The organism is Streptomyces sp. NRRL F-5650 (assembly GCF_000721365.1).
GTDB classification, from domain to species: Bacteria; Actinomycetota; Actinomycetes; order Streptomycetales; family Streptomycetaceae; genus Streptomyces; species Streptomyces ardesiacus.
In genome coordinates, this window is record NZ_JOGV01000051.1 from 16,358 (window position 1) to 35,672 (window position 19,315).

17 protein-coding genes are annotated in these 19,315 nt (G+C 71.3%); 12 read left to right on the forward strand and 5 right to left on the reverse strand.

Annotation, left to right across the window (positions count from 1 at the left end):
- Window position 1: 1 nt before the first annotated feature.
- On the reverse strand, window positions 2–496 hold the full coding sequence (locus IG88_RS0132335) for a hypothetical protein (protein ID WP_051852150.1): 495 nt from the start codon (window positions 494–496) through the stop codon (window positions 2–4).
- A 498-nt stretch (window positions 497–994) separates the two neighbouring features.
- Here IG88_RS0132335 and IG88_RS0132340 point away from each other — a divergent pair, with 498 nt between their 5' ends.
- From IG88_RS0132340 to IG88_RS0132355, 4 genes are all read left to right on the forward strand, one after another.
- Window positions 995–1,693: a hypothetical protein gene (locus tag IG88_RS0132340; protein WP_031049026.1), complete on the forward strand. Its 699-nt coding sequence runs from the start codon at window positions 995–997 to the stop codon at window positions 1,691–1,693.
- A 212-nt stretch (window positions 1,694–1,905) separates the two neighbouring features.
- Window positions 1,906–3,969: a hypothetical protein gene (locus IG88_RS0132345; RefSeq protein ID WP_031049029.1), complete on the forward strand. Its 2,064-nt coding sequence runs from the start codon at window positions 1,906–1,908 to the stop codon at window positions 3,967–3,969.
- A gap of 35 nt (window positions 3,970–4,004) precedes the next feature.
- Window positions 4,005–4,493 carry a hypothetical protein gene (locus IG88_RS0132350; protein WP_031049031.1) on the forward strand — a complete coding sequence of 163 codons (489 nt, stop codon included), beginning with the start codon at window positions 4,005–4,007 and terminating at the stop codon, window positions 4,491–4,493.
- A gap of 223 nt (window positions 4,494–4,716) precedes the next feature.
- Entirely contained in the window at window positions 4,717–4,917 is a 201-nt protein-coding gene (locus IG88_RS0132355; RefSeq protein ID WP_031049033.1) for a hypothetical protein, read from the forward strand.
- Window positions 4,918–5,285: 368 nt separating this feature from the next.
- On the opposite strand, the gene IG88_RS0132360 is transcribed toward IG88_RS0132355, so the two are convergent.
- Both IG88_RS0132360 and IG88_RS0132365 read right to left on the reverse strand, forming a co-directional pair.
- Complete coding sequence (locus tag IG88_RS0132360) at window positions 5,286–5,645, reverse strand: hypothetical protein (protein WP_031049034.1); 360 nt, start codon at window positions 5,643–5,645, stop codon at window positions 5,286–5,288.
- 8 nt (window positions 5,646–5,653) lie between these two features.
- Window positions 5,654–6,280: a hypothetical protein gene (locus IG88_RS0132365; protein ID WP_031049036.1), complete on the reverse strand. Its 627-nt coding sequence runs from the start codon at window positions 6,278–6,280 to the stop codon at window positions 5,654–5,656.
- A gap of 218 nt (window positions 6,281–6,498) precedes the next feature.
- Between IG88_RS0132365 and IG88_RS0132370 the strand changes: the two genes are divergently transcribed.
- The 4 genes from IG88_RS0132370 to IG88_RS0132385 are packed head-to-tail and all read left to right on the forward strand — an operon-like array spanning window position 6,499 to window position 12,095.
- Window positions 6,499–10,338 (forward strand): SNF2-related protein, encoded by a 3,840-nt coding sequence (locus tag IG88_RS0132370; RefSeq protein ID WP_234332402.1) that lies wholly within the window; start codon window positions 6,499–6,501, stop codon window positions 10,336–10,338.
- A complete protein-coding gene (locus tag IG88_RS0132375) occupies window positions 10,335–11,537 on the forward strand; it encodes a hypothetical protein (protein WP_031049038.1) in 1,203 nt (400 codons plus the stop codon). The genes IG88_RS0132370 and IG88_RS0132375 overlap by 4 nt, the downstream gene beginning before the upstream one ends.
- A 49-nt stretch (window positions 11,538–11,586) precedes the next feature.
- Window positions 11,587–11,889 (forward strand): hypothetical protein, encoded by a 303-nt coding sequence (locus IG88_RS0132380; RefSeq protein WP_051852152.1) that lies wholly within the window; start codon window positions 11,587–11,589, stop codon window positions 11,887–11,889.
- A 26-nt stretch (window positions 11,890–11,915) separates the two neighbouring features.
- On the forward strand, window positions 11,916–12,095 hold the full coding sequence (locus IG88_RS0132385) for a hypothetical protein (RefSeq protein ID WP_031049040.1): 180 nt from the start codon (window positions 11,916–11,918) through the stop codon (window positions 12,093–12,095).
- Between the two features lie 43 nt (window positions 12,096–12,138).
- Here the strand turns inward: IG88_RS0132385 and IG88_RS0132390 are convergent, their stop codons facing one another.
- The gene (locus tag IG88_RS0132390) at window positions 12,139–12,864 is read right to left on the reverse strand and encodes a SpoIIE family protein phosphatase (protein WP_031049041.1); all 726 of its coding nucleotides are present in this window, start codon (window positions 12,862–12,864) and stop codon (window positions 12,139–12,141) included.
- Between the two features lie 121 nt (window positions 12,865–12,985).
- On the opposite strand from IG88_RS0132390, the gene IG88_RS0132395 reads away from it, so the two are divergent.
- From IG88_RS0132395 to IG88_RS0132410, 4 genes are all read left to right on the forward strand, one after another.
- Window positions 12,986–14,365, forward strand: coding sequence for an HAD family hydrolase (locus tag IG88_RS0132395; RefSeq protein ID WP_324609019.1), 1,380 nt, complete (start codon window positions 12,986–12,988; stop codon window positions 14,363–14,365).
- Window positions 14,366–14,541: 176 nt separating this feature from the next.
- Window positions 14,542–15,507, forward strand: coding sequence for a DNA-processing protein DprA (locus IG88_RS0132400; protein ID WP_031049049.1), 966 nt, complete (start codon window positions 14,542–14,544; stop codon window positions 15,505–15,507).
- The gene (locus IG88_RS44620) at window positions 15,504–16,247 is read left to right on the forward strand and encodes a ComF family protein (RefSeq protein WP_234332403.1); all 744 of its coding nucleotides are present in this window, start codon (window positions 15,504–15,506) and stop codon (window positions 16,245–16,247) included. The genes IG88_RS0132400 and IG88_RS44620 overlap by 4 nt, the downstream gene beginning before the upstream one ends.
- A 356-nt stretch (window positions 16,248–16,603) precedes the next feature.
- Window positions 16,604–17,497, forward strand: coding sequence for a nucleotidyltransferase family protein (locus tag IG88_RS0132410; RefSeq protein ID WP_031049053.1), 894 nt, complete (start codon window positions 16,604–16,606; stop codon window positions 17,495–17,497).
- Window positions 17,498–17,672: 175 nt separating this feature from the next.
- On the opposite strand, the gene IG88_RS44625 is transcribed toward IG88_RS0132410, so the two are convergent.
- Complete coding sequence (locus tag IG88_RS44625; protein WP_234332404.1) at window positions 17,673–19,181, reverse strand: hypothetical protein; 1,509 nt, start codon at window positions 19,179–19,181, stop codon at window positions 17,673–17,675.
- Window positions 19,182–19,315: the final 134 nt, after the last annotated feature.

Genomic DNA, 19,315 nt, shown 5'->3' on the forward strand with positions numbered 1-19,315 from the left:
GCTATGCCGCGCCCTGGAGCGGGAGGGCCGCCGCCGCGGCCTGCTTGGCGGACTCCAGCGCCTTGGTGAACGTCGAGGCGACGGCGGCGGCCTCGTCGGTCAGCACATCGATCTCGGTGACCGCCAGGTCGTCCGTCGCGGTGCGGGCAAGGAGGTCGAGGAGCTCGTCGCTGCCCGCCGCCAGCCGCTCGATCTCCCGTACCTCGGCGTAGCGGGCGTCGGCCTCGGCGACCTGTGAGGCGTACGCCTCCAGCGCCTCCACCCGCCGCTCGATGCCGTGCAGGCTCGTCGCGAGCACACGCCCGCGAGAGGTGAGAAGTTCGGCCAGCGTGTCGTTGTCTGCCGTGTGCGGTGCCCGTTGGCCCTTGCGTGCCACGCGGCTGCAACTCCTCAGGTCGTGGGCGATCGCCCACTCCTGACGAGGGAAGACCGCCTCGTTGCGCTGGGTGTCGAGCCACTTCTCGCGGTGCACCTTCGAGTCGAGCACGGCCGTCATCGCGCACACTGCGAGCGAAGCCTCTCCATCCGAGTCTCGGAAAAGCGTCGCTACTGCTCACACGCCTGCCGCGAGGCCGCCTATCGGGCACGACGGCGCGAACGGGAAGCGATCCCCATCGTGACCTGCGAGGCATGCCAGAACCCCATCGGCAGGTTCCCCAACAGACGCTGGTGCTCGAAGCGGTGCAGTGGATGGGCCTGGCAGAAGAGCATGGGCCTGTCCGCCCTGCCCTTTCCCGGCGCACCACACCCAGATCAGTCCCTCGGCTGCCTCGATTGCGGCATACCCATCGAGCCGGGCCAAGGCGGACGTCTCCGCAAGTACTGCTCGAACCGATGCGTCGCCCGCGCTTATCGCCGCCGGAAAAAGCAGGCAGCGACGGCCACCCAGACCCTACGATCCCCGGTGGAATCGCCAGAATAGGGGAGCAGCATGACCGGGTGCGTCTTCTGCGGAGCGCCAGCCAACAGCAACGAACACGTCATACCGAAGTGGGTGACCAAGATTCCGCGCGAGGGCATCCCCGACATCTACCAGAAGTCAGTCGTCGTCGACCTCGACGGCACCATCCTCAGGGATGTCCGCCATCGCTTCGGGGAAATGACCGCCAAGTGCGTGTGCAGGGACTGCAACAGCGGCTGGATGAATGACCTGGAGGAGGGCGTCCGGCCGTTCCTTCTCCCCCTCATCCTGGGCACCGACGAGTTCGTGGTCATCCTGGACCGACAGATGCAGTCCGACCTCGCCGCCTGGGCGATGAAGACAATCATGATGTTCTCCTTCACCAATCCGAAGGAGCACCATGGGGTGATACCTGCGGCCGACTTCGCCTACCTCTGTCGCTATCGGCGCCTGTCCACCCGCCGCATGATCGCCCGTGCCTTCCACATGCCGATCCGCGCCTACGGGACGGACGAGGAAGTCCTGTTCGAGTGGCATCTACGCAAGTCAGTCAGGCCCAAGGGCATCGTCGGCTTCCTGCGCCTGGGTCACTTCGGGATCCAGGTGTGCTCGATGCGCCTGCCCGGCGACAGGCGGCTGAACAAGTTCGAGGAGTTCCCCAATGCCATGCCGCTTTGGCCGCCGACCGAGCGGTGGGTGTGGCCTCCGGAAGAGAAGTGCGATGAGGGGATGATGGACGCCGTGATCCACGGCGGCCACGCGCGTCCTTTCGGTACGAGCAAGAAGCAGTGAGTGCTGTCCCCGGTCTGGGTCGCGCACGACCCAGCCGCATGAAGCTGGCTCATCGGTCCAACTTCAGTGACAAACGATCCAGGTTCGATGACAGAGGACACTTCGCCCGGCGTCCGAACGATCCCGGAAACTCGTCCGCTCTGACTGTCACACCGCGCGCCGTCCGCACACCTGTACCAGGTGACAGCGGACCTCACAGCGGGAGCAGCACCGTGACGCACACCGACACTCTCACCCCGTACACGCCCCGGCTACAGCAGGGCCTTCGCACGACCGACACGGCCGTCTCCCCGGTCGCCCTGCGCCAGATGGCCACGGGCGAATCCGAAGAGACGGCCCGAGCCGAGCTCGCGGACTTCGAGCACCTCATCCCGACGCCAGCGCCCGAACAGGCCCGGGGCGAGGCACGGATCTTCCGAGCGCTGATCACCGCCTACGGCCGTCACCGCCCCACCCTCACAGGCGGCCCGTTCGGCATCCGCAGCCTCACCCCCCGCACCGACGAACTGGTGGTGCGGATCGCGCCCGCCCAGCTGGACCGGTGGATCGACGCCCTCGCCCACCGGCCGGGCGGGACAGGCGTCGCAGGCCTGCGCTGGGCCGGCCTGCGAGAGGGGATTGCCCTGACGCTGCCCGGGATGAGGATGGTCCTCGCCGGCATCAGCGAGACCGACTGGCGTTCCGCGCTCGGCCGCCGGTCCGCCGACCAGAGCAGCCTGATGCCGCACTGGATCCCCCAGTTCCGCGGCGAACCCGAGTACGCAGCCGCCCAGGACGCCGAACTCGCGGGCCTCGCCGACCACCTGTGCGCCACCTTGCGCCGGATCCGGCTCCTCGACGCCCTCACTCGTATCAGCGGTCACGTCCACCTGTTCACCACCCGACACCACGGCGACCTCCACCTGAGCGAGGCATGCGAGGCCACCCCCACCGTCCTGCCGCTGTGGACCTCCCGGTCCGTCCCCCTGGCCCTGTGGCCCGCCGGACCGATCCCCGCTCCGGGCCCTGCCGACCCACGCGCAGATGTCCTTGACCTCCTCACCGAGATCGAACCCGCCCGCGCCCCGTCCGTCACCGCCGATCACCCCGCCGCCCGCGCCCTCTGCCACATCGCCGGCCTCACTACGGACCCTGTTCTGGTCCAGGCCGCCGAGCACGCTCTCGACGTCGCCACCCGTGTCCTCGCCGACCCCGCCCACGCCAGCGTGTACGCCGCCGGCGGCTGGGCAGGCAGCTGCCGCACGTACCCCGCAGGCACGGTCCACGGAAGCGACCCATGCCTCCCGCCAGGCGCCGTGGCCGTCACCGACCTCCCCGAGGAAGCCCTCCAGCGCCTCGGTCGGCACTTCTCCAGCCGGCCGTCGGACACCTCCCGCGCCGACCTCGCCGGCGCCGGCCGGGAGGAGCTCGTCCACCTGCTCGACTGGGCGCTCGCCGTCGCGACCCGCCCCGCCAACCGGCCGGACTGGACCCGCGAGAGGACCGACGGCACGCTTCAGCACACCCAGCCGCTGCCCGACCGCGACGGCCTCCTGACCCTGACTGCCACAACCACCGGCGTCTACCGCGTCAGCCTGGACGCACTGGGTCTTAGCGACCTCGCCGACGAGGACGACACCGTGGAATGGGAACGCGAGGCCGCGCCCTCGCAGAGTGCCGCCGTCCTGCTCGCCGAACACGCCGCGATCGAGGCCGCCGTCTGCCTGCCCTTCCAGCGCGAACACCGCAAGCAGCGCCTCCTGCTGCCCGCGGCGGTGCCGGCCGAGCCGACGATCCGCTCCGTCATCGCCGGAGCCGACTACGTTCTGGGGTTCTTCACCTTCGCCAGCGTCCTCGGCCTCCTCCACGAGCGCGTGGGCTCCACCCAGGGAGCAGCCGACGGCCACTGGCGAAACGACACCCCGCCCGACGGCCCGGCCACCCTCTCCGCTCTCATCAGCGACTGGTGCGCGCTGCCCTCACCCCACCACGGCGAAGCCGCCAACACCGCCACCGTCGACAGCCCCACCTACCTCCGCCACCTCGCTGCCCACCGCGCCGCGCTCGACCCGTTCGTCACCCGCTACCTTGCCGCCGCCGACAGCCTCCCGGGTGCGCGCACCTTCGAAGAGCGTCACCTCGTCGGCTTCGCAGCCCTGCGCACCACCGACCTGTCCGCCCTGGCCCGCACAGAAGTACGCCCCACCGGCGAACGGCTCCTCCGCCTGGTCAGGTCCATCCCACAGGACCCTGCCCAGCTGACCGCCTGGTACGAACACCACCTCGACCAGGCCTGAACCCCGCCGACCCGGGAAGAAGGAGCAACCGCACGATGAGCGATCAACTGCCGGACCCGACAGCGTTCGTAGGCGCCATCGGACGCGGGAAGGCGCCGCTGCGGGTGACGCCGACGCCGACCAGTACACGGCCGTGCTCAGGCGCGCACACCGTCGAATGCCGCGAACTCGGCCCGGAGGCCGCCGGTCAGAAGTTCGGACCGTTCGCGGACACCTCCGACGACCGTGTGACCGTGCTCGTGGACGAGCAACAGATTTGGGACCGCTACCCCGGCCACGACGAGCTCCACCGGCGGGCGCACGCGGTCCGTGAGCGAGGACCAGCGGTGGACGTCGTCATGGTGCTGCCCAAGCCGGCCACGCTGTTCATGGACGAGATGGCCCACGTCGTCAGCAAGGTCGCCGAGCCCACCTGCGGCCCAGCGCCGGCCGGGCCCACCCGCTGGGTGTACGAGCCGAGTCGGCCACTGCGACCGGTCTGGTGGTCTCCGAGAGGTGAGCGTGAAGCGGTGGACGAGCGGTGACGGTTCGGGCCCGGAGGCGGTGGTCGACGCGTTCGCATCGGCGGACGTGGCACGGGCGAGCGTGCCAGGAGCGGCGGGCGGTCGGGAGCGAGGGGGGCTTGACGTGGGAATGCGGCCCGAGGAAATCTCCTCGGGCCGCAGTTCGGAATCTGTATACGCTTTCGCAGCCGGTCTGTGTGCCGGCCTTCAGCCGGGCCCGGCCCGGGACGAATCAGGGGACGAGATGACCACCACGAAGACCTCAAGCCCGGCAGCGGCAGCGCCCGGCCGGACGCCGGGCACCCTGGGCGACCTCTTCAGCGACGAGGCGTCCGCGGTGACGCGGGCCGTGCCCGGCGCGGCCCGGAACCTGCCGCGGCCACTGGACACCTTGACCTGGCAGGAGCCCCCCGCCCTGGAGGATGCGGACGACGACGCGCGGTGACCGCATGGCCCGGGGCACGTCGCCTCTCACGTTCGGCTGATCCGCCCAGACGCCGGACCACGGTCAGCAGTTGTGCCAAGCGGAGTGGTCCTTGTTCCACTGCTCCCGGGCCCGGGCCGCTCCACAGAGCACGGCACTCCCCGTACCACGGCTGGTCTGCCACCCTCACCTGAGCCAGCCCCAGCGCGCCGGTCACCCACGGGATCCGACGGCCAGCCCATGGACGGGTCCTCGAACTCTGAGGGCGTTCGGGCGGGTTCTGGCTGCCGCTGCGTGCCGGTCCGGTGCTGTCGCGGACAGGTACGACGGCACCGGACCGGGCCGTGTGGAGGGGGTTAGGCGGGCACCGGCCAGGGCGGTGAGGGGGGCTACTCGCCCCGGGTGCTCCATCCGAAGAAGCACCAGGTCGACTCGTCTCCCGGGGTGCGCAGCAGCAGTGCGGCGGCGCCGGATCTGACGATCGGGTCGTAGTCCTCGATCAGGCGGTCGGCGAGCCAGTCGGCGTCGTCCTCGCCCAGCGGCCCGCCGTCTTGGCCGTCGAAGCAGCCGTCCGCGCGCAGCCGGTCGCGGCTGTCGGCGACCTTCACCTGGGTCACCTTCGACAGGTCCGCGCGCGGCCGGAACGGGTCGTGCGGCTGCTCGCGGTCCAGGGCGGCAAAGGCGGCGAATGCCGCTTCGGGCGTCGGCCCGCTCGCCGTGAAGCGGAACAGCATGGGGTCCGTGATCATGTCAGTCCTCACATCTGGGGGGCGGGCGCCTGGTTCTTGGCCTGTTGGCCGGGGCCGTTGTTGAGGGCGTGCACGAACCGGCCCAGAGCGACGGGGATGGTTCCTTCCAGCTCCCGTGCGCCCTTTTGCCCGGCGACCGACAGGCGGGGCTGCCCGCCGCGGGCGCGCACGATGTGGAAGTCGCGCTGGTTGAGATCGACGGCGTGGACGATCCGGACTTCCTGGCGGATGGGCAGGAGATGGTTCACCCGCTCACCGCTGTCCCGCAGCATGCGCAGTTCCGGCGGGAGTTCGACGTCGGTCGGCTTGTTCCACCCCTCGAACATGAACCCAACAGCGAAGACGGAGTCCTCATGGACCTCGCTGGGGACGAGGAGGGGCGGCACGGGCGGAAGCGCCTCGGCGTGGTACTTCAGTGCGTCGGCGGGGTTGATCCCCATCGGGTTCCAGACAACCTCCGGGATGAACTCCACCTCCACGCGCGGGGGTCGGAGGCTGAGCATGAACAGGCGGGGAGGGCGGTCCCAGCCCTGTTGTTCGCCGAGCCGGGCTTCGATGTCGGTCAGGACGGAGGCGACCATGTCGGAGGCCGGGTCGTGCGACGGGGGCGTGGCGGGCTGGGGAGCTCGGGGCATGGAGAAGCCACCTTTCGGCCCGGCCGCACAAGAAGGCGGCCGCAGCGAATGCGATCAGGGGAGAGGAAGAGGGCCGGGCTGGCCCGGCGACGAGATCAATCTACATATCGAAACGCGAATACACAATAAGTCTGTCTGTGTGTACGGCACGAACCTGACGCCTACGCAGGTCACAATGGGAGTGGTCTCGACGGCGTCCGGCTACTGGGGGAGTGTCTTTGTCCATCGACCGTCTGCAGCCCATCAGCCCTGCAGCGCTGGCCGCCCGTACGCCACGACCCCAGATCCCGCCCTCCCGCGCCGAGACCGCCGAGGGCCCGCCCTTGTCCCTGATGGACGCGGAGGCCTTCCGCAGCACGCTGCAACGCGCTGTCGCCCAAGGCGCCCCCGCGGCGGCGATCGCCGCCGAAGCCGTCCGCCGCATCACCCGGGGGCACCTCGACGTCGCCGCCCTGCGGACGGTGCTCCTCGATACGGCCGAAGCACAGATCTGGGCGCCCGTACGGCAAGCCGCCATCAAGGCCGTTGCCGCCAGCCCGGCCCTGGCGCCGAGCATCATCTCCATGCACGCCCAGCTGCTGCGCACGCCGTCCGCGACCGTCCGGGAAGGACAGGGAGACGACGGCCAGCCGTGCTTCGTCGCGCAGGCCGCCTTCGCTCCCGCCGGCCGCGACATCACCGGCAGCATCCAACAGGCCCGCACCCGCAAGGGCGCCAGGCAGCAGGCCATGACCAGCCTCGTCGCCGCGCTCGCCGACCTGCCCGACCCCCTCGCCGATCGCGCGGTGCCCGACTGGAACTGGGACACGCCCGCCGCGCCCCAGGCGCCCGCGCCAGCAGGGGAAGCCAACCCCCTCTCGGTCCTGAACGAGTTCCACCAGGCCGGCCACATCACCCGGCCCGACTACCGGACCCCGACACCGACGCCCACCGGCTTCACGGCCACGGTCACCGCCGTCCACCGCGGCCAGCAGCTCACCGGCGAAGGAGCCGGCCCCAGCAAACGCCACGCCCGGGCCGAAGCAGCCGACCGCCTCCTGAAGGCCCTGCAGACCGCCCTCGGCGCCGACCCCCCGGCCGCGACCGAACCCGCGGCGGCCGCGCCGACCCCGCCCGCGCTCCCCATGCCGCCCGCGCCGGCAGACCGCCAGGAGCCGCCGCCCGCCCTCCCCGCCGGCCCGGCCGACCTGTTCGCCGCCCGCAGCGTGCTCGAGCAGGCCCTCGCCGACGGCGCCGCCCTGACCCTGCTGCCCGCACGCCACCCCGGCCGGGCCGCGTGGATGCTGTTCCAGCCCGACGGCACACCCCTGCCCACACCCCGCCGCCTGCCGCCGCCACTGCAGCCGGTCACCCGCGACCTCGTCCTCGCCGGCGCCGGCGGCATCATGCCGCGCCGCGCCACCGTGACCGGCATCGCCGTCCCCGTCGGCCTCGCCCTGCCCGCGCTGCTCACCCCCCGGGAAGGCGAACACCCCTCCGTCACCGGGTGGCGGCCCGCTCTCCGCCTGGCCGTGGCGTGCGTGGCCCAGCAGCGCGTCTACCCCGCCCTGACCGCCGACGGCCAAGGCTGCTGGCGCATCGGCCCGGTCACCGAAGCGCTGCGCACCGCCGTCACCGAGGCCGCGGCCCGGATGGCACCCGAGGGCCACTGCCTCCTCGCAGGCCAGAGCCCCCTGCGAGTCCTCGCACCCGAACACGCCCTCTGGCCCCTGCTCGACGCCGTCGCCGACGCGATGGTCCGCACCCCCAGTGCCGCCCCGCTCCTGGGCCCCGGCCCGTTCACCAGCACCCCGGCCCCCGAGCCCGAGCCCACACCCGAACTGTGGGCCTGGGCCGACGCGATCGAGGACGCCGCCGACCCCTGTCCCGCTCCCCGCCTCACGCTGCGCATCAAGGAGCCCGAGGCCAGCGAGCAGACCCCGACCGCCCAAGCCGTCCTGCACCTGGCCGCCGACGACCAGGACGAACCCGTGTCGGCGAGCAGCATCTGGGACGGACAGCACACCCACCCCGCCCTGACGCCTGCCGTGCTGCCCGGCGTACGCCGGGCGCTGCGCCGCGGCGCCCGCCACTTCCCGCCGCTCGGCGACCTCGCCGCACAGGAACGGCCCCGCCGCCTCCCCCTGTCCGCCGAGGACCTGGCCCTTCTCCACGACCACGCCGCCGCCCCGCTCGCCGCGGCCGGCATCACCGTCCACTGGCCGCCTGCTCTCGTTGGCGCGCTCACCGCCACCGCCGTCATCGGCACCCACGACGGCGCCGACGAGTTCACCCCCGGCAGCGGCTTCCTGGCCCTGAACCGTCTCGTGGACTGCCGCTGGCACATCAGCCTCGACGGCGACCCGCTGACCGAGGACGAGATGACCGCCCTCGCCGACGCCGCCTGGCCGCTGATCCGCATGCGCGGCCGCTGGCTGCTCATCGACCCCGACACCGCCCGCCGCGCCCGCCACCGCGACCTCGCGCCGCTGCCCTCCCTCGACGCGCTCGCCGCCGCCCTGTCCGGAACCCTCACCCTCGACGGCGAGAACCTCGACGTACGGGCCGCCGGCACGCTGGCCACCCTCGTCGACGCCCTGCGCCAGGCTCCCGACGATCCCCGGCCCGTGCCACCGCCGACCGGTCTGAACGCGAACTTGCGCCACTACCAGCAGCGGGCCCTGACCTGGCTCGCGCACACCCTCGGCCTGGGCTTCGGCGCGCTCCTCGCCGACGACATGGGCCTGGGCAAGACGCTGACGACCATCGCCTTGCACCTCCACCGCGCCGAAACGGCCGGCGCAGCCGCCGGCCCGACCCTCGTGGTCTGCCCGGCCTCCCTCATCACGAACTGGCAGCGCGAGATCGCCCGCTTCGCCCCGGACACCGCTGTCGTCCGCTACCACGGCACCACCCGGACCCTCGACACCGATGCGCTCGACCACACCACGGTCGTCATCACGACGTACGGCACGCTGCGCCGCGACCCTGCCGTCGCCGCCACCCAGTGGGGCCTGGTCGTGGCCGACGAGGCCCAGCACATCAAGAACCCCGCCTCCGCCACGGCCAAGGCGCTCCGCGACGTCCCCGCCCTGGCCCGGCTCGCCGTCACCGGCACCCCCGTCGAGAACACCCTCACCGAGCTGTGGGCCATCCTCGACTGGACCAACTCGGGCCTCTTCGGCACCCGCGCCGCCTTCCGCGCCCGCTACGGCACCGTCGAGAAGGACCCCGACGCGCCCGCCGCAGCAGGGCTCGCCCGGCTCATCGCCCCGTTCATGCTTCGCCGGCGCAAGACCGACCCCGGCATCGCCCCCGAACTGCCCGGCAAGATCCACCACCACCGTGTCGTGGCCCTGACCGACGAGCAGACCGGTCTGTACGAGGCGATCGTCCGCGACACCATGCACAAGATCGCGACCAGTAGCGGGATCGAACGCCGCGGCCTGGTCCTGAAGCTGCTCCAGGCCCTGCGCCAGATCTGCAACGCCCCCACCCTCTACCTCAAGGAACCCCTGGACGACGCCGAGCCGGCCGGCCTCGCCCGCCGCTCGGGCAAGCTCGCCGCCTTGGACGACCTCACGGCAACCCTCGCCGACCGGGGCGAAGCCTCCCTCGTCTTCACCGGCTACGTCCAGATGGGCCGCATCCTCGAACACCACCTGCGCGCCCGCGGCCGCTCCGTCCGCTTCCTCCACGGCGGCACCCCGCCGGCCCGCCGCCAGCACCTCGTCGACGCTTTCCAGCACGACCCCGACCCCGCCCCGGTGTTCATCCTGTCCGTCAAGGCGGCCGGCACCGGCTTGACGCTGACCCGGGCCGAGCACGTCATCCATTACGACCGGCCCTGGAACCCGGCGGTCGAGGACCAGGCCACCGACCGCGCCCACCGCATCGGACAGCACCGCACCGTCCAGGTCCACCACCTGATCACCGAGGGCACCGTCGAGGACCACATCAACGAACTCCTCGCCCGCAAACGCGCCCTGACCGACGCCGTCCTCACCTCCGGCGAAGGCGCCCTGACCGAACTCGACGACTCCGAACTCGCCGCCCTCGTCACTCTGGGAACCCGATGACCGGCACCGCCCGATCCCTAGCGCCCCTGGCCGGAGCGTGGAAGCAGGCCTTCCACCTCGCCACCAACGGCTCCGGCTCCTACGGCAAGGGCCTCAACCTCGCGCGCAACGGCGCCGTCGCTCAGATCCACACCCAGCCCGGCAGGATCAGCGCCCCTGTCGCCGCGAAGAAGGCCACCCACCAGGCCGTGATCCACCTCCCCGAGCTGACCGCCACCCAATGGGAATCGCTGGCCGCCCGGCTCGCCGACGACCCTCAGGCCGTCGCCGACCTCGTCGCCAACCGGATCCCCGCCACGATCGCCGACTCCGGCCACGCCGGCGGCATCTCCATCACCCCGCCCTCCGACGGCATCACCTTCTCCTGCTCCTGCCCCACCGGCCGGACCCACCGCGTCTGCGACCACAGCGCAGCCCTCGGCCACGCCGTCGCCGAACGCCTCACCAACAGCCCCTCCTTGCTGCTCGGCGCCCGCGGCATGACCGCCCGCGCCCTCGCCGCCCACGTACGCGACCTCGTCGACGGCGCCGACCCCGGTCCCCTCCCCGCAGACACCAACGGCACCGTGCGCGCCGCCCAGCTCTACTCGCTGGCCGCCCACCGCCCCCCACAGACGGCGCCGGACCTCGACCTCGACACCGTCACCACCCTCACCTACACCGACGCACCCCTCCCCGGGCCCCGAGCCCAGGACCTGGCACACATGACCGCCGACGCCGCCGCCCGCGCCCGGACCCTCCTGACCGACACCACTGCTGCGCCCCACGACGAGTTGGCCGACATCCTCCGGATCCTCGCCAGCCCCGACGGCGCGGACTATCTCGCGGCCGCCCAGCGCGCCACCGGCATCCCCGAAGCCACCCTGCGGGCGATGATGATCGGCTACCGCCACGGCGGCCCGGCCGGCGCCCACGCCACCCTCGCCGCCACCCCAGCAACCAGGGACGTCCTGGAACAGGCACGAGAGACCCTCCACTCCTCCCGTGCTGTCGGCCTCGGGACCATCACCATCGACGGCGATGCGCTCACCGACACGACCGCCGGCGTTCAGATCCGCCCGGGCCCCGACGGCCGCTGGTATCCCTTCACCGTCTGGCGCGCTGGCGAATGGCGCCCCGCGCCCGGACCTTGCGACGATCCCGCCGAAGCATTCCGCGCCGCACGGCGCACCCGCGCTGCACGACCGCTCAGGCGATAGCCCAACCGACGACCCGACCAGACGTCCCGAGCCCGAAAGACCTCACCACATGCCCCTGGACCAGCAGACCGGCGTACGCCTCTATCAGTTCATCGTCGACCGGCTCGAGGAACGGCGCCGCGAGCAATACCCCAACGGCCGCGACGAGTACGAGTCCGACTGGACCGCAGCCCACGATCTGGAGAAGGACTTCGCTACGGCCGTACACGCCGACGACCTCGCCACAGCCGAGCAGCTCCTCCAGGAGCTCATCAACATGGCCGCTCCGTGGCGAAGCCATCCTCAACACCCGGACAGTCACACCGAAGACGGGAGCCAGCCCGACAACGCCGTGCTGGGCAACCGGGCATGAGGCGGCAGTGGATCCTTCCGTGCGGCATGGTCGCCACGATGGTGGTGCTCACACCCACCGCGATCCGCACCCAGAGCGCGTCGTGGACCATCGGGTGGTCGGCCATCCTCCTCGGGGCCGTCGCCGTGCTGCTGCTACTCGGCCTGGCTGAACGCCTCACCCCGCCGCCGGACCGACCCGAGCCCCGCGACCTCCCGGAAGCCTGACCCGCCCCGACCCGCCGTTCCCCGCCCCAGGCAAGGGCGGCCCTCAGCCCTCCGCCCGGAGCAGGACGATCACGGTGGCGTCGTCGCGGTACCCGCTCTCGTCCTCGGCAGCCGCCGCGACCAAGGCGTCCGCGAGCAACTGCGGGCCGGCCGCGTACATGCGACACAGCCGGGCCAGCACCTCCAGGGGCACCTGGTCGGAGACCCCGTCGGACACCAGCAGCACCAACGGGACCTCCGAGGGGACCTGCACCTGCCGGCACGTCGCCGCCCCGGCCTGGGCCAGCCCGAGCCGCGACCAGTTGTCGTGGAGCTCCGCCGCGAGCTCCACCGCCGCGCCCCCGTTGATCCGCAGCCACTCACCCATCGTCTGGTCGGTCGACCACTGCCTGAGCGAGACCCCGTCCCACCCGTACGCCCTGCAGTCCCCGATCCAGTGGACGCTGGTCGGCTGTCCCGGCTGCGCGCAGGCGAAGACCGCGGACGCGTGCGGGGGCCGGTCGTAGGCCGCGGCCATCTGCCCGGCCGCCATCAGGCCGGCCAGCCCGCCCACCACGGTCCCGATGTGGGTGATCACCGCCGGGGTGATCGCCGCGTACCGGACCACCTCCGGATGATGGCCGGCCCCGTCGACCACTGCGGCACTCACCATCTCCCCGCGGCGCTGCACGTCGGCTCCGTCCGCGCAGGGCGGCTCCGTCCCAGGCCGCTGGGCCAGTCCCACCACGATCTTCTCGACGGTCACTGTGCGGGTGTTCTGCTCTTCCATCGTCCATGCCTCCGTTCCGGGGGCCGGGGTGACCCTCGTGCCCTACAGGCCGCTCGGAGCAGAGGGGTGGGTTATTTAACGTAGTTGAGGCTGGTGTGACGCCTGTGGCGGCGATTCCGTCGTGGACGAAGTCGTACGGGCGGCTGCCACGGGAGCGGGGGATTCGGAAACCGAAGGTGCGCGGTCAGACCGGCTGAGATCATGGCAAGAGGGTCAGCTCATGACCATGGCACAGCAGTGGGGGCGGCGGATGGACGAGACGAGCACGGTGCGCGCGGTCGCGATCGACTACAAGGCGGTCCTGCGCTCGCCCGGACGCCCCCACGACGGGATCGCCGACTTCCTGCAGTGGCTCGACGAACACGACATCTCCTTCGTGCTGCTCACGACCGACTCCATCGACGCCGAAGCCGCCCTGAGGGCCGCCGGTCTGCCCGCCCCCGCCCTCCACCTGTGCCGTGACGACATCCCCGGCCGGCCGGCCCGCGGCAGCGGTGCCTGGCTGCTGACGGTCGCCGACCGCCTCAAGCTGCGCACGAATCAGATCGCCATGGTGGGAACCTCGGAGTGGGACTGGCGCACCGGCATCAACGCCGGCGTCGTCCACGTCCACGCCCGCTGGGCTAGCCACGTCCGCGACAACAAGGGCATGCTCACCTTGTCGGCCGACGAGCCGGCGGACGTCGGCGAACTCCTGGAGCACTTCCTCCTGGACGAGCCCCGCTGGGCCTTCAGCCACGACGACGACGCCCGCTCCTTCAAGATCCGCTCGCTGCTGCCTCCCAACGTGCGCTTCCCCCAGGCCCCCGGCCGGACCTTCGAGCTCCAGGACATCTTCACCCGCGGCCGCACGATCACCGTTGGCACCCAGGACGCCCGCGACATCCTGATGCTGCGCCTGCTGTCCTCCGCCTACCTCGACGGCACCCTGCCCCACCGCAGCCTCTTCTGCGTCTACCCCAGCAGCTCCCCGGGCAAGGTCAGCCAGCAGCTCGCTGGCTTCCTCACCAAGGCGAAGGTGATGGTCGGCTCCTACTACCGCGAGGACCTCCTCGAGCGCGTCGCCCAGGCCCCGGACACCAGCTGGGAGCGGGCGAAGAAGAACTGGGGCCAGGTGAGCACGGCGGACATCTCGATCGGCGCACAGGCCCGCACCGTCCGGATCAACCCCAAGTACAAGGGCAAGCTCAAGGGCAAGACGGTGATCGTCTTTGACGACTTCACCACCGAAGGCAAGTCCATTGAGTGGGCTCGCACCCTCCTGGCCAGCGCCAAGGCAGCACAGGTCATCGCCCTGACCATCGGCAAGTACGGCGCCTCCCGCCACACCGCCTACCAGCTGCGCCCCGGCACGACGATCGATCCGTACCAGGTCAGCTACCACCTGGCGGCCACGAACTTCGTGACGACGTCCGTCACTGGAGCCGCAGGTCCGGGCCCCGACGACGCTCTGAAGGCCACGATGTCCCACTTCATCGCCGCCGAGCAGACCGCTGATTGATCTTGCCCGCCGTCCGGCCTTCGGAGCTGGCGCCCCCCGTGGCGACCGGACCCGAGGATCGAGCCGACCGTGCCCTTCCCTCCCGTACGCGGACCGCGTACGCCATGATGGAAGTGGCCCGAGAACCTCGCTTCATCCTTCGAACATCCCGGGGCCACGAGTAGAAGGACACCTTGATGGACCTCGATATCACCGCTGACCAGCACGATCTGCTGACCCTGTGCGCGTTGCGCGCTGGCGACGCCACCCTCGACTGGAGCCTGATCGCCCGCGGCGCCCAGAGCCCCGAGGGCTTGGCCGCGCTCATGGACGGACAACTGCACGAGGACTCCCGTGCCGCGGCCAAGAACCGCCCCCTGCTGCAGCAGGCCCTGACCTCCGGCCTGGACGACGCCCGCGCCCGCGTCGATGACGAGCTCGCCGCCGCCGGCAAGACCGGCGCGCGCCTGGTCACCGTCCTGGACAAGGACTACCCGGCGAACCTCAGGGTGATCGGCAACCTGCCGCCGTTCCTCTTCTACCGCGGCGAGCTCGACCAGCGCGATGCCCGCTCCATCGCGATCGTCGGCACCCGCCAGGCCTCCGAGGACGGCCTGCGGCGGGCGGCCCGGATGGCCCGCGAGCTCGTCGACCACGACGTCGTGATCGCCAGCGGTCTCGCCAAGGGCATCGACGCAGCCGCCCACCAAGCCACGCTCACCGCCGACGGCCGGACCTTCGCCGTCATGGGCACCGGCATCGCCGCCCCGATCTACCCGGCCGAGAACCGTCCCCTCGCCAAGGCGATCCTCGCCGCCGGAGGCGCGCTGCTGAGCCAGTTCTGGCCCACCAGCCCTCCGGCGAAGTACACCTTCCCCCGCCGCAACGTCGTCACGTCCGGCACCACCCTGGGCAGCGTCGTCATCGAGGCCTCCAGCACGTCGGGCGCCAAGATGCAGGCGCGCCTGGCGGCCGAGCACGGCAAGCTCGTCTTCCTGATCCGCTCCCTCGCCGACACCCAGCCCTGGGCCAAGAAGATGCTGGAGGAGGGCCGGGCGATCCTGGTCACCGCCTCCAGCGACATCACAGACCGCCTCGGCCAGGCCGCGGACATCCAGGCCGCCGGACAGCAGCGCCAGCAGCTCGCCCTGGCCGGCCTGTGACGGCAGGTCTCCCGGATCCGGCAGGCTTCCCCAACTGCCCGGTATGCGCCTACCGCATCACCGGCACCGCCCGCCTGTGCTCCGACTGCGCCGGCCGCACCCTCCAGCCCGTCGCCGAGCCCCACTGCCCGGTCTGCTCCCAGGCCGTCGCGCCCGGCAGGCCGTGCGGGAACCGGGTGTGCGCGCTGTCGGAGGCCGAGCGGGGGTTCTCCCGCGTCGACGCGGTGGCCATGTACTCCGGAGCCCTGCGCGACAAGATCCACAAGCTCAAGTACGAGGGGAGAGCCGGCTGGGCGTTGATCTTCGGTCGGCTCCTCGTCGGCTGGATGGAAAGCCACCCCGAGGCGATGCACGGCGTCGACCACGTTGTCGGGAACCCCACCCACACGGGCCGCCAGCCTCTCCAGCACATCGAGGCGATCATGGACGCCGCCTACACGGAGGACGTGACGCGGGTCTTCCCGCTCAGCCCACCGGGGGCCCACCGGCTGGTGAAACATGCCGAGACGCCCCGGTCCGCGAACCGGACTCTGGACGAGAAGCGCGCGGCCGCAGTCGCGCACGCCGCCGCCCTGACCTGGACCGGAGACACTGGCGACATCAAGGGGGCCACCATCCTCCTCGTCGACGACGTCTTCACCAGCGGATCCCAGCTCCAGCACGTCGCGCGCCGACTCCGGGCAAACGGCGCCGTCGACGTCCGGGGACTTGTGCTCGCACGAGTCCCCTGGAGCGGATGACCGCGCCGACGCTCCGGCCCGTCTCCGCGGCATCCCGCTCTTCCGCCCAGACCGAGTCCGCGCCACGCCCCGTGATCCGAATCCCCGAATATGTGCGATAAGAGGCCAGTTGGCGCGGTACGTTGAGCAGCAGTCCCCCCGGACGCCGCGTCCCCCCGTGCGTTGCGTCCGGGGGCATACTCCGCCGGATCCGGCCTGATCACCGGCCACGACCGTCCCGCCACGACGTACACAGCTCTCGACCGCGCGCCTCGTCAGGACCACTCCTCACCCCTCTGAGGGATGGCCATCGGCGGGTGGAATTCAACGTCCTCGTCCGCCACTACCCTGGTGGCCAGCGGGATCGAGGGAGCCACATGAAGCGAACGCGAGCTGTCGAACTGATCGAAGCGATGCTTCACAGGCTCGACGGCCCCCAGGAATGGCCCCTCAACCTGGTCCGGCGGGTGTGGCTGTTCGGCAGCTTCGCACGCGGCGCCACCGAGCCCCACGACGTCGACGTCGCTGTTCGGTTCGAGCGCGACGAACGGATGAACCAGGCCGTCGTCCAGGCCATCTTCTCCGGCGGCAACCCCTACGCGCCGCTGCGCCGCGCGCTCGCCGGGTCATCCCGCGGGCTGCAGTTCCAGTTCGAGGACGCGGCGCGTGAGCAACTGGAGGCCGAAGGGACCCTCATGCTCCCGCTGTGGCAACGGGGTGACACGCTCACCGAAGCTCTCGGCGTGCTCCACGCGATCGACGAGGATCCCGAAGCCGGCCGGGCCGAGCGCCACGACATGATCGACGCTTTCGAAGGCCTCGACCGGCACATCCCCCGCCCGATCCGGGCAGAACTGATCGAGTGGCAGCAGCAAGAGGCCATCACCATCTCGCGCATCACGCTCTCCGACGCGCCGGACGACACCGACCTGCTGGCGACCCCGGACATGCGCTGGGCCTTCCGCCGGTGGAACGACGACAGCCCGCTGCGCCGCGCTGCCCTGGCGGGTCTGGCCCTCATGAAGGAACTCGCGGTCGACCTCGACGACGTCGAGCTGGCCGGTCAGCGGCTGCCTACACCGCGACGCCTCGCGGGACACCGGAGTGAACCCCGCTGGTGGGTCAACTGGAAGTGGCAGGGCTACCAGAGCATCCCGTACTGCGTCACCCGCGCCGACGGCTGGCTGGAGGTAGTACAGCCCACGCGGGCGCGACCGCTGAACGCGTTGGTGATCAAACCCGGACCCAAGGCAGCAGCTTTCCGACGCTGACCACCCGAGCCGGCAGCCTGCGCTCGGTACGTTGGCGGTCAATCCCTGCACACTGTGTTCCCCGATGCGCGGCGTCCAGGGGCATACTCGCCGGATCCGGCGTGACCATCGGCTGCCGCCCATCTAATCCCGGAAACCCCGCCACTCGTCTTCCCTCCATCCGGGGCCCAGCGCGTTATCGGCTCCTCGGTAGCAGAGCTCGCAGACGTGGGTAGCGGGCGAGCAGCCGGGCCAGGTGGGTGCTGAGGCGGCCCGGCTTGAGGGCGGCAGCGACGTGGGCAAGCCAGAAGTCCTCCACGGTGCGCCTGGCGTGCGTCAGCGCGTCCTGGGACGGCGTGGTCTCGTCGTGGTCGGGAAGGTGCCGGCCGTAGACGGGAATCACCTCGATGCCGGCGGCACGCAGCGCGCACAGGCGGTGCTGGCCGTTGGTCAGATTCTGCTGTCCGGTGTCCCACCAGATGTGGCCCCCTCCGATGAGGGAGCGAAACCAGGCGCGGTCCCGCTCGCTCAGGTCCGTGGCGCGGTAGAGCCGGTCCTGTTCGTCGCTGTCGGGTTCGGCGCGGGCGAAGGCGAGCACGGCCGCGGTGATCGCCCTCCAGTCGTCGGCCTGATGGTAGGGGCAGGCGGCGAAGTCCTGATCGCCGAGCCGGGCGAACAGCTCGGCGTGGGCGGTCTTGCTGTGACCCTTGGGGTAGGTGGCAGCCAGGGCCTTCGCCCGCTCACCGTAGGGACACTTGAACAGGCCATGCGGCCAGGGAAGCTGGGAGGCGGCGACGGGGCGTATGCCGGTGACGCCGTCCAGGTGCAGAGCCCGCTGGGCGGGGCTGCTGAACCTGCTGGGGTACAGAGCGGCCTCCGAGCCAGGCGGCTCCGGCCGTAGACGGGCATCGGCGTGGAGCTGCTCGGTGAGGTCGGGTTCGGTGACACCGGCCAGTTCGTAGAAGGGACCCTCGTGCCAGGCTTCGTCCTCGTCGGAGCGGCGACGCTCCGGGTTGGGCTGGATCAGGACGGTCACCTGAACCTCGGGCAGCACGAGGATGCCGGACAGGCCGTGGACCGAGGCGAGGGTAAGGCGACCGCGCGCCCAGGCAGGATCGTTCAGCACCGCGTCGAGGGCGTCACCGGCGAGGTGGCCGATCCATTCGACACGGTGAAATCCTTCGTCGATACGCATGTCCCACTTCGGGTGCCGCAGGGCATGGATCTGCAGGTAGTCACCAACCATGACCATATGGGCGGGTTTCTCGAACGAGGCTGCCCGCTGGCGCGGCGGCTGCGGCTCGGACGCGGCGGCCGGCGCCACGAGGTCGGGGCCGTGGATGGTGCTGCGAAAGGGGTGCGGTCCGGCGGCCAAGCGGCTTCCGGTGAACAAGGGCTCTGGTGTCTCTGGCCACCAGGGATGGGCGGAATCCCAGCGGGCCCGGCCGCTGTCGACCTCGCCGAGGGTCCACTGATCACCCTCACGCAACATGACCGGACCCGGCATGCCGTGACAGAACACGACCGCGATCTGCCGGGTTGCCCGGGTACGCAGGTGGGTGGAGCCGGGAGCCAGGAAACCGATGTCGGTGATGACCTCCACCCGCTCGATCCGGGCGAACCCCTCGCCGTCCGGCACGCCGTCGACGGCCATCCGTTCCGAAGCGATCTGGAGGTAGTCCCCCGGGCGAAGCGCGGTACTCACGTGCGGAACGGTCATCCCCTACCCCCGGTGCGCCGCCTCACAGTGCGGCGGTCTGTGATCTCCTCGTGTATACCGCACCGGACCAACATCTCCTGCCCGGCCTCGCGAGCTAAGTGCTGTCAGTGGCCGTTGAT